Annotated in this window: 8 protein-coding genes and 3 tRNA genes; 7 read left to right on the forward strand and 4 right to left on the reverse strand. The window is 62.0% G+C overall.

Annotated features, from left to right (window positions below):
* Positions 1-12: 12 nt before the first annotated feature.
* Positions 13-1,032 carry an outer membrane protein assembly factor BamD gene (locus ABE456_RS21710; protein WP_346645759.1) on the reverse strand — a complete coding sequence of 340 codons (1,020 nt, stop codon included), beginning with the start codon at positions 1,030-1,032 and terminating at the stop codon, positions 13-15.
* 148 nt (positions 1,033-1,180) lie between these two features.
* Between ABE456_RS21710 and rluD the strand changes: the two genes are divergently transcribed.
* The 6 genes from rluD to ABE456_RS21740 all read left to right on the forward strand — a co-directional run bounded on the left by rluD (position 1,181) and on the right by ABE456_RS21740 (position 6,403).
* Complete coding sequence (rluD, locus tag ABE456_RS21715; RefSeq protein ID WP_346645760.1) at positions 1,181-2,143, forward strand: 23S rRNA pseudouridine(1911/1915/1917) synthase RluD; 963 nt, start codon at positions 1,181-1,183, stop codon at positions 2,141-2,143.
* Positions 2,140-2,880, forward strand: coding sequence for a peptidoglycan editing factor PgeF (pgeF, locus tag ABE456_RS21720; RefSeq protein ID WP_346645761.1), 741 nt, complete (start codon positions 2,140-2,142; stop codon positions 2,878-2,880). Before rluD ends, pgeF begins: the two co-directional genes overlap by 4 nt.
* 249 nt (positions 2,881-3,129) lie before the next feature.
* The gene (gene clpB / locus ABE456_RS21725; protein WP_346645762.1) at positions 3,130-5,694 is read left to right on the forward strand and encodes an ATP-dependent chaperone ClpB; all 2,565 of its coding nucleotides are present in this window, start codon (positions 3,130-3,132) and stop codon (positions 5,692-5,694) included.
* Between the two features lie 471 nt (positions 5,695-6,165).
* Positions 6,166-6,241: transfer RNA gene (locus tag ABE456_RS21730), tRNA-Asn, on the forward strand.
* 3 nt (positions 6,242-6,244) lie between these two features.
* A tRNA-Pro gene (locus tag ABE456_RS21735) sits at positions 6,245-6,321 on the forward strand.
* Between the two features lie 6 nt (positions 6,322-6,327).
* A tRNA-Lys gene (locus ABE456_RS21740) sits at positions 6,328-6,403 on the forward strand.
* Between the two features lie 222 nt (positions 6,404-6,625).
* Here the strand turns inward: ABE456_RS21740 and ABE456_RS21745 are convergent.
* The 3 genes from ABE456_RS21745 to ABE456_RS21755 all read right to left on the reverse strand — a co-directional run bounded on the left by ABE456_RS21745 (position 6,626) and on the right by ABE456_RS21755 (position 8,941).
* On the reverse strand, positions 6,626-7,921 hold the full coding sequence (locus tag ABE456_RS21745; RefSeq protein WP_346645763.1) for an NAD(P)/FAD-dependent oxidoreductase: 1,296 nt from the start codon (positions 7,919-7,921) through the stop codon (positions 6,626-6,628).
* Positions 7,922-8,005: 84 nt separating this feature from the next.
* Positions 8,006-8,179, reverse strand: coding sequence for a DUF3094 domain-containing protein (locus tag ABE456_RS21750; RefSeq protein WP_008091951.1), 174 nt, complete (start codon positions 8,177-8,179; stop codon positions 8,006-8,008).
* 132 nt (positions 8,180-8,311) lie between these two features.
* Positions 8,312-8,941, reverse strand: a complete 630-nt coding sequence (locus ABE456_RS21755; protein ID WP_003247546.1) for a DUF1780 domain-containing protein — start codon at positions 8,939-8,941, stop codon at positions 8,312-8,314.
* 130 nt (positions 8,942-9,071) lie between these two features.
* Between ABE456_RS21755 and ABE456_RS21760 the strand changes: the two genes are divergently transcribed.
* Complete coding sequence (locus tag ABE456_RS21760; RefSeq protein ID WP_346645764.1) at positions 9,072-9,779, forward strand: energy-coupling factor ABC transporter permease; 708 nt, start codon at positions 9,072-9,074, stop codon at positions 9,777-9,779.
* The last annotated feature ends 148 nt before the right edge of the window (positions 9,780-9,927 follow it).

Below are 9,927 nucleotides of genomic sequence, written 5' to 3' on the forward strand. Positions count from 1 at the left end.
TACCGCCGTGGATCAGTCGAACAGACCAAAGGTCATGTAGCTGAACCAGGAGCGGTCTTTCTCGGCTTCTTTCGGGCCTTCCGGCACGATCGGGTCGCCGTTCTCGTCTTTGGGCAGCAGCTCTTGCGGCATCTCGTCGCGCGCATCCTGGAACTGCTTGACCACGTCCTGGTTGGCGCGGGTTTCGCCCGGCGGCAGCGGGGTCTCGGTTTCGATCAGGCCCAGGGTGGCCGTGGACAGCCAGCTGCGGCCGTCAGACTCGGTTTGCTTGGGCTGGAACTCGCCATCGACCAGGCTCGGGTGGTTCGGGTAGTTGAGTTTGAGGGTTTCCAGGCTGCTGGCGGCCAGTTCGTCCAGGTGCATCTTCTGGTACGACTCGACCATCACTGCCAGGCCGTCGCCGACCGATGGGGTTTCCTGGAAGTTTTCCACCACGTAGCGGCCACGGTTGGCAGCGGCCACATAGGCCTGGCGGCTCAGGTAGTAGTCGGCCACGTGGATTTCGTACGAGGCCAGCAGGTTGCGCAGGTAGATCATGCGCTGCTTGGCGTCGGGCGAGTAGCGGCTGTTGGGGAAGCGGCTGGTCAGCTGGGCGAACTCGTTGTACGAGTCGCGGGCAGCGCCAGGGTCACGCTTGGTCATGTCCAGCGGCAGGAAGCGCGCCAGCAGGCCACGGTCCTGGTCGAACGAGGTCAGGCCCTTGAGGTAGTAGGCGTAGTCGACGTTCGGGTGCTGCGGGTGCAGGCGGATGAAGCGCTCGGCAGCCGACTTGGCAGCCTCGGGCTCGGAGTTCTTGTAGTTGGCGTAGATCAGCTCGAGCTGCGCCTGGTCGGCATAGCGGCCGAACGGATAGCGCGATTCCAGGGCCTTGAGCTTGTTCACGGCGCTGGTATAGCTGGAGTTGTCCAGATCAGCTTGTGCCTGCTGGTACAGCTCGGCCTCGCTGAGGTTCTCGTCAATCACTTCCTTATTGGAGGAACAGGCCGCGGTGAGCCCGAGGATGGCGATCAGCAGCAGGTGTTTCACTTGCATGGCGGCTTGCGTCCCTTTAGACGGCCGCTGTCTTGGGCGGTGCCGTCCTGTTATGATGAGCGCCCCGGCCAACCCCGGGACAAAAGAAGCCGTATTTAACCACAAGCTCGCAGCCGAAACCAAAGGCTGTGCGCCCGCCGAATCGAGCATGTCCGAGATCATTCAACTTAGCGCAGAGGTACCGTCCGAACTGGGCGGCCAACGCCTCGACCAGGTCGCCGCCCAATTGTTCGCCGAGTACTCGCGTTCGCGGCTAACTTCGTGGATCAAAGAGGGCCGCCTGACGGTCGATGGTGCAGTCGTGCGCCCTCGCGACCTTGTCCATGGTGGCTCGCAGCTTATCCTGGAGGCCGAGCAAGAGGCCCAGGGTGAGTGGATCGCAGAAGATATCGAACTGGATATCGTCTACGAAGACGAGCACATCCTGGTGATCAACAAGCCAGCCGGGCTGGTTGTGCACCCGGCCGCCGGGCATGCCAGCGGCACCCTGCTCAATGCGTTGCTGCACCACGTGCCAGATATCGTCAACGTACCGCGCGCCGGTATCGTTCACCGCCTGGACAAGGACACCACCGGCCTGATGGTGGTGGCCAAGACCCTGCAGGCGCAGACCAAGCTGGTGGAGCAAATGCAGGCCCGCAAGGTCAGCCGCATCTACGAGTGCATCGTGATTGGCGTGGTCACTGCCGGTGGCAAGATCGACGCCCCGATCGGCCGCCACGGCGGCATGCGCCAGCGCATGGCGGTTACCGACGGCGGCAAGCCTGCGGTCAGCCACTACCGTGTGCTCAAGCGCTTCCGCTCGCATACCCACGTGCGGGTCAAGCTGGAAACCGGCCGTACCCACCAGATTCGCGTGCACATGGCCCACGTTGGCTTCCCGCTGGTCGGCGACCAGACGTACGGCGGGCGCTTCCGCATTCCGCCCGCAGCCAGCCCGACCATGGTCGAGGCGGTGAAAACCTTCCCGCGCCAGGCGCTGCATGCGCGTTTCCTTGCGTTGGCCCACCCTATTACCGGTGAGGTGATGAAGTGGGAATCGCCATTGCCAGATGACTTCGTCTGGTTGCTGTCGCTGCTGAACCAGGACCGCGAGAGCTTTATCGGATGAGTGGCCTGACGCAGTCGCTGCTGTTCCCCGACTGGCCGGCCCCGGCCTCGGTGCGCGCCTGTGTCACCACCCGCCAGGGCGGCGTCAGCTTGCCGCCCTATGAAGCCTTCAACCTTGGTGACCATGTGGGGGACGACCCTGTTGCAGTCGCCGAGAACCGTCGCCGCCTGAGCGACGAGTTCGCCATTCAGCCGGCCTGGCTCAAGCAAGTGCATGGCCTGGTGGTGGCGGATGCCGACCCGGCCGTGGTGGCCGAGGCCGACGCCAGCTGGACCGACCAGCCTGGTATTGCTTGCACTGTCATGACGGCCGACTGCCTGCCAGCACTGTTCTGCGACCGGGCGGGTACCCGCGTGGCGGCAGCGCATGCGGGCTGGCGCGGGCTGGCCGGGGGCGTGCTGGAGGCCACCTTGGACCGCTTGGCGCTGGCGCCGGAAGAGGTGCTGGTGTGGTTGGGGCCGGCCATTGGCCCACAGGCGTTCGAGGTGGGGCTGGAAGTGCGTGATGCCTTTACCGCATTGCACCCTGAGGCGGCTCGGGCATTCGTCGATGGCGAACGGCCGGGCAAGCTGATGGCTGACATCTATGAGCTGGCGCGCATTCGCCTGGCTGCCCGTGGCGTGACCGCTGTTTATGGTGGTGGCTGGTGCACGGTCAGTGACGAGCGGTTCTTCTCCTATCGCCGTACCCCGCAGGGTGGGCGGTTTGCTTCCCTGGTGTGGCTGCAACCGCGTTAGCCTGCACTGGCCTCTTCGCGGGTAAACCCGCTCCCACAGGTACTGCATCGCTCTCAGGGCCTGTGACGATCCTGTGGGAGCGGGTTCACCCGCGAATGCCCCCCGCTGATCTAACAGGTTGACTTCGGTCAATCCCGCTACGCTTGAATCTTCCAGAATCAGCCTTATCTATAAGGTCATCTCAGGCAGGTTTCTTTATAAACAGGCGCTGTCCATCGCTCCGACCTGCCCTTTAAAGGAAGGTACACCATGCGAATAGACCGTTTGACCAGCAAGCTGCAATTAGCAATATCCGATGCCCAATCCCTGGCCGTTGGCATGGACCACCCAGCCATCGAGCCCGTGCACCTGTTGCAGGCGCTGCTTGAGCAGCAGGGCGGCTCCATCAAGCCACTGCTGATGCAGGTAGGTTTCGACATCAACAGCCTGCGCCAGGCGCTGGTGAAAGAACTCGACCAGCTGCCGAAAATCCAGAACCCCACCGGTGACGTGAACATGTCGCAGGACTTGGCGCGCCTGCTCAACCAGGCCGACCGCCTGGCCCAGCAGAAGGGTGACCAGTTCATTTCCAGCGAACTGGTGGTGCTGGCCGCCATGGACGAGAACAGCAAGCTCGGCAAGTTGCTGTTAAGCCAGGGCGTGACCAAGAAGGCCCTGGAAAACGCCATCAACAACCTGCGCGGCGGTGCGGCAGTGAATGACGCCAACGCCGAAGAATCACGCCAGGCTTTGGACAAGTACACCGTCGACCTGACCAAGCGTGCCGAAGAAGGCAAGCTGGACCCGGTGATCGGCCGTGACGACGAAATCCGCCGTACCGTGCAGGTGCTGCAACGCCGTACCAAGAACAACCCGGTGCTGATCGGTGAGCCTGGCGTGGGTAAAACCGCCATCGCCGAAGGCCTGGCCCAGCGCATCATCAATGGCGAAGTGCCCGACGGCCTCAAAGGCAAACGCCTGCTGGCGCTGGACATGGGTGCGCTGATTGCCGGTGCCAAGTACCGTGGCGAGTTCGAAGAGCGGCTGAAAAGCCTGCTGAACGAGCTGTCCAAGCAGGAAGGCCAGATCATCCTGTTCATCGACGAACTGCACACCATGGTTGGCGCCGGCAAAGGCGAGGGCGCCATGGACGCCGGCAACATGCTCAAGCCGGCCCTGGCCCGTGGCGAACTGCACTGCGTGGGCGCCACCACACTGAACGAGTACCGCCAGTTCATCGAAAAGGACGCCGCCCTGGAGCGCCGCTTCCAGAAGGTGTTGGTCGAGGAGCCGAGCGAGGAAGACACCATCGCCATCCTGCGTGGCCTGAAAGAGCGCTATGAAGTGCACCACAAGGTGGCCATCACCGACGGCGCCATCATTGCTGCGGCCAAGCTCAGCCACCGCTACATCACCGACCGCCAGCTGCCGGACAAGGCCATCGACCTGATCGACGAAGCGGCCAGCCGCATCCGCATGGAGATCGACTCCAAGCCGGAAGTGCTCGACCGCCTTGACCGCCGCCTGATCCAGCTGAAGGTGGAATCGCAGGCGCTGAAGAAGGAAGAAGACGAGGCGGCAAAAAAACGCCTGGAGAAGCTGACCGAGGAAATCGAGCGGCTGGAGCGTGAGTATTCCGACCTGGAAGAAATCTGGGCCTCGGAGAAGGCCGAAGTGCAGGGCTCGGCGCAGATCCAGCAAAAGATCGAGCAGGCCCGCCAAGAGCTGGAAACCGCCCGTCGCAAAGGCGACCTGAGCCGCATGGCCGAGCTGCAGTACGGGGTGATCCCGGACCTGGAGCGCAGCCTGCAGATGGTCGACCAGCACGGCAAGACTGAGAACCAGTTGCTACGCAACAAGGTGACCGAGGAAGAAATTGCTGAAGTGGTGTCGAAGTGGACCGGCATTCCGGTAGCCAAGATGCTCGAAGGCGAGCGCGAGAAGCTGCTGAAGATGGAAGCGTTGCTGCACCAGCGCGTAATCGGCCAGGGCGAGGCGGTAACCGCCGTGGCCAACGCCGTGCGCCGCTCGCGTGCCGGGCTGTCCGACCCTAACCGGCCAAGTGGTTCGTTCCTGTTCCTTGGCCCGACCGGTGTGGGCAAGACCGAGCTGTGCAAGGCGCTGGCCGAGTTCCTGTTCGACACCGAAGAGGCGATGGTGCGTATCGACATGTCCGAGTTCATGGAGAAACACTCCGTGGCTCGCCTGATCGGTGCACCACCAGGCTATGTAGGCTATGAAGAAGGCGGCTACCTGACCGAGGCAGTACGGCGCAAGCCTTACTCGGTGGTGCTGCTGGACGAGGTGGAGAAGGCCCACCCGGATGTGTTCAACGTGCTGCTGCAGGTGCTGGAAGACGGCCGCCTGACTGACAGCCACGGGCGCACCGTGGACTTCCGCAATACGGTGATCGTGATGACCTCCAACCTGGGCTCGGCGCAGATCCAGGAGCTGGTCGGTGACCGCGAGGCGCAGCGTGCGGCAGTGATGGATGCAGTGGGTGCGCACTTCCGTCCGGAGTTCATCAACCGCATCGACGAAGTGGTGGTGTTCGAGCCACTGGGCCGCGAGCAGATTGCCGGCATTACCGAAATCCAGCTGGGCCGCCTGCGCAGCCGCTTGCTGGAACGCGATCTGTCGCTGAGCCTGAGCCCGGAGGCGTTGGACAAGCTGATTGCCGTGGGTTACGACCCGGTGTACGGCGCACGGCCGCTGAAGCGGGCGATCCAGCGCTGGATCGAAAACCCGCTGGCGCAGCTGATTCTGGCAGGCAAGTTTGTGCCGGGTACGGCGATCACTGCCAAGGTGGAAGGCGACGAAATCGTCTTTGGCTAATTTGCTTCACCATGAGCCCCGCATCTGCGGGGCTTTTTTTTGCCTGGTTGCCTGTGCTGGCCATTTCGCGGGCATGCCCGCTCCCACAGGTTCTATGCAAATTCGAGGGCAATACTGTACCTGTGGGAGCGGGCGAGCCCGCGAAGAGGCCGGCACAGCCCCAGCAAATCCGGGCCTTTCCGACCTTTCAGGATAACCTGCTGAAATTTTTGAAATTTTTGCTTGCATCAAATTTCGAGTGCCCCTAATATACGCCGCGTTGTCAGGCACTAAGCGAATCACCAGCAACACCGGTGACCGCAAAACAACTTACAAATCAGTAAGTTGAATGAAAAAAAGTGGTTGACAAGCAAAACGAAGAATGTAGAATAGCCGGCCTCAGCAGCGACAAAGCGAAAGCAGCGAAGCTAAAGAGTCCGAAGCGAACACAGTCTTCGGAGTAGCAAGTCGGAAGTAGTACCGAAGTTCAGTTCCGCGATAGCTCAGTCGGTAGAGCAAATGACTGTTAATCATTGGGTCCCTGGTTCGAGTCCAGGTCGCGGAGCCATCTCGGGGTGTAGCGCAGTCCGGTAGCGCGCCTGCTTTGGGAGCAGGATGTCAGGAGTTCGAATCCCCTCACCCCGACCATTTTCCGGGTCGTTAGCTCAGTTGGTAGAGCAGTTGGCTTTTAACCAATTGGTCGTAGGTTCGAATCCTACACGACCCACCATGAAAAAAGGGCATCTCACATGAGATGCCCTTTTTCTTTTGTCTCGGATTTATCCTGTAAAAACCTGATAGCAGCCTGGCACCTATCCTCCAGAAGGGCTAATGGCCTCATCGCCGGCAAGCCAGCGCCCACAGGTGCTGCACAAGACTCAAGGTCTGTGGATGTCCCTGTGGAAGCTGGCCGGCGATGAGGCCAGCACAGGCAACCTTTATTGCATGCCTGTCAGTGCAACTTCAGGCGCGGCTCAGTACCCCGGCCAATCTTGCTACCCAGCATCATCAATGCCGTACGGAAGAACCCGTACAACGCCATCTGGTGCATGCGGTACAGCGACACATAGAACATCCGCGCCAGCCAGCCTTCCAGCTTCACGCTGCCCATCAGGTTACCCATCAGGTTGCCCACCGCCGAGAAGCGCGACAGCGACACCAGCGAACCGTAGTCCTTGTACTCATACGTCGGCAGCGCCTTGTTCTCCAGCCGTGCCTTCAGGCTTTGCGCCAGCATCGAAGCCTGCTGGTGCGCCGCCTGGGCCCGTGGCGGCACGTTGCGGTCGCTACCCGGTTGCGGGCAGGCGGCGCAGTCACCAAAGGCAAAGATGTTGTCGTCGCGGGTGGTTTGCAGGGTAGGGCGCACTACCAGCTGGTTGATGCGGTTGGTTTCCAGGCCATCGATGTCCTTGAGGAAGCCCGGCGCACGGATACCCGCCGCCCACACCTTCAGGCTGGCCTGGATCACTTCACCGTCCTTGGTTTTCAGGCCATCTTCGGTCACTTCGCTGACGGCGGCGTTGGTCAGCACTTTCACCCCGAGTTTTTCCAGGGTTTTGTGCACTGGCACGCTGATGCGTTCTGGCAGTGCCGGCAGCACGCGTGGGCCTGCCTCGATGATGGTGATGTGCATGTCCTTGGGCTGGATGCGGTCCAGGCCATAGGCCGCCAGCTCGTGGGCCGCGTGGTGCAGTTCGGCCGCCAGCTCTACACCAGTGGCACCGGCACCCACAATGGCCACGCTGATCTGCTCGCTGGCCACATCACCGGCGTGGGCACGCAGGTAGTGGTTGAGCAGCTGCTGGTGGAAGCGCTCGGCTTGCTTGCGGGTATCCAGGAACAGGCAGTGTTGCGCCGCGCCCAGGGTGCCGAAGTCGTTGGTGTTGGAACCCACGGCGATGACCAAGGTGTCGTAGCCCAGGGTGCGCGCAGGCAGCAGCTCGCGGCCCTCTTCGTCGAGGGTGGCGGCCAGCTGGATCTGCTTGCCTTCACGGTCCAGGCCGCTCATGCGCCCCAGCTGGAAGTTGAAGTGGTTCCACTTGGCCTGGGCCACGTAGTTCAGTTCGTCTTCCGAGGAGTTCAGCGAGCCGGCGGCCACTTCGTGCAGCAGCGGCTTCCAGATGTGCGTGAGGTTGGCGTCGACCAGGGTGATATCGGCCTGCTTGCGCTTGCCCAGGCTTTTACCCAGGCGGGTCGCCAGTTCCAGGCCGCCGGCGCCGCCGCCGACAATCACGATGCGATGAGTCATGGGAATATCTCATAAGGTTTACGGAATTCTTGCCCCTGTGGGGCGGCCGCAAACTGCACGAGGGGAGGGCGAGCGCGAAGCAGCTCATAGCACCAGTCCACTCAGCAGGCGGCTGATGAGACCCAACCCGATGGTCACGGCCAGTACCAGCACAAGGAGCAGCCAGGGCCGGAAGGGCCGGCGCTCAACTTGGTGCTGGGGGGCTCGCAGATACTCATCGACACGACGCTGATCTTCCGGATTCAGTCGGCTGGTCATGGTGGGCCTCGTCAGGTAGACGTTTGTGACTGCGCGAACGCCACAGCGTTCACGCAAGCGCTTGAAACAAATGATAATGCTTTCTATCCCTGGCGCCGAGTGTACGCCATCGCAAACATTCGCTGCACTGGATCAAAGACTGATGCCCACGTCGAAGACAATGCTGCGGCCCAGGTTGCCACGCAGGAAGTCTGGCGCGTCGGGGTGGGCGAACAGCACCCGGGCAAAGGTCGGCCCGACCAGCGACAGCGAGCGCCAGCCCTGGCGCAGGTATTCGGTGGGCGGCGGGAAGTGGGTGTTGAGGTCGAGCACTTCGCGCTTGAGGCTTGAGAAGGCGATGATGTCCAGCTCGTTCAGCTCCAGCCCGCGCTCGCGGTAGTTGTGCGCCTTCTTGCGCAAGGTCGGTGCCAGGCGCCCCAGCAGCTCGGTGGCACTGATGCGCCGCGGGCGTGCTTCGCGGCGCACCAGCTGCGCCAGGGAAAACGCACTGCGCCGGCGTTGCAGCTCTTCGCGCCATTCATCGTTGAGCCGGCGGCCCTCGTCGAGCACGAAAAACACCTCGAAGGCCGCGTCGCGGAACAGCACGTCGGGTGGCTCTTGTCCGGCCGGGGTGAAGTCCTCGCTGCGGTACGGGATGTTCAACCCCTGCAACAGGCGCTGGCACACCCAACGCTCCCGCTCCCACTTGCGGGCGTTGGAGAGAAAGGCATTGGCTTGTTCGGCCTGGATGGTAAGCAGGCGCAGGTAGTCTGAGTCATCCATGCACACAAGCTTAGCCGCTAATCGATGACGGTAAGATGCTGTTTGTGCGCAGGATTCAGCCAGGCACCCAACAGGCCCCGCACAGCAGCCGATTGAAACGGAGAATGGGTGTAGACTCGGCTTTATCCACATGGCTGCAGGGGGCTTTTGTCAGGTGATCAGCGCGCAGGTGTTGTCCGGCACCACCCTTACGCTTGGCTGGCTGGGGTATGTGCCGTTGTTGATCTGGGCGGTCAGCCGCACCCGCTGGGTGGAACTGTTTACTGACCGGCGCCGCCAGCATCTGTTGTTTGGCACGGTGTTCTGCCTGTTTGCGCTGTGGTTGGTGAGGCGAGATTTCGATACCGGGGTGTCTTACCACTTTATTGGCATGACGGCGGTGACCCTGTTGCTGGACTGGCCGCTGGCGGTACTGGGTGGGTTCATGGCCCAGCTCGGCTTGCTGGTGCTGGGGCGCCAGGACCTGGCAGCACTGGGGGTGAATGGCTTGTTGCTGGTGGGCTTGCCGGTGCTGATTACCGAGGTGTGCGCGATTTTGGTCGAGCGTGCGCAGCCGCGGAACCTGTTCGTTTATATCTTCTGTTCGGGTTTTTTCCCTGCCGCGCTGACGGTGCTTGTTTGTGTGCCTGCGGCGCTAGGGTTGTTATGGCTGGACGGGCGTTTTGCCCTGCCTGAGTGGCTAAGCGACTTCGTCGGCTACCTGTGGCTGATGATGTTCCCTGAGGCGTTCATCAACGGCATGGTGATCAGTGCGCTGGTGGTGTTTTGCCCGGAATGGCTGGAAACCTTCAACCGCACGCGGTATTTGCAGGCGCCGTGGAAAGAGGATGAGCGGTGATTATGTGGGGGATAACTGGCTGACTCAATATCCGAAGGCTGGCGCGTTCTTTGTGGGAGCGGCCTTGTGTCGCGCAAGGTCAGCGCAGCAGCCCCCGCCAAATCATCCTCAACTCTAAAACAGGGGGCCGCGTAGTGGCCCAACGCCA

Origin of the sequence: Pseudomonas sp. TWI929, from assembly GCF_039673335.1 — a bacterium.
In the GTDB taxonomy this organism is placed as follows: Bacteria; Pseudomonadota; Gammaproteobacteria; order Pseudomonadales; family Pseudomonadaceae; genus Aquipseudomonas.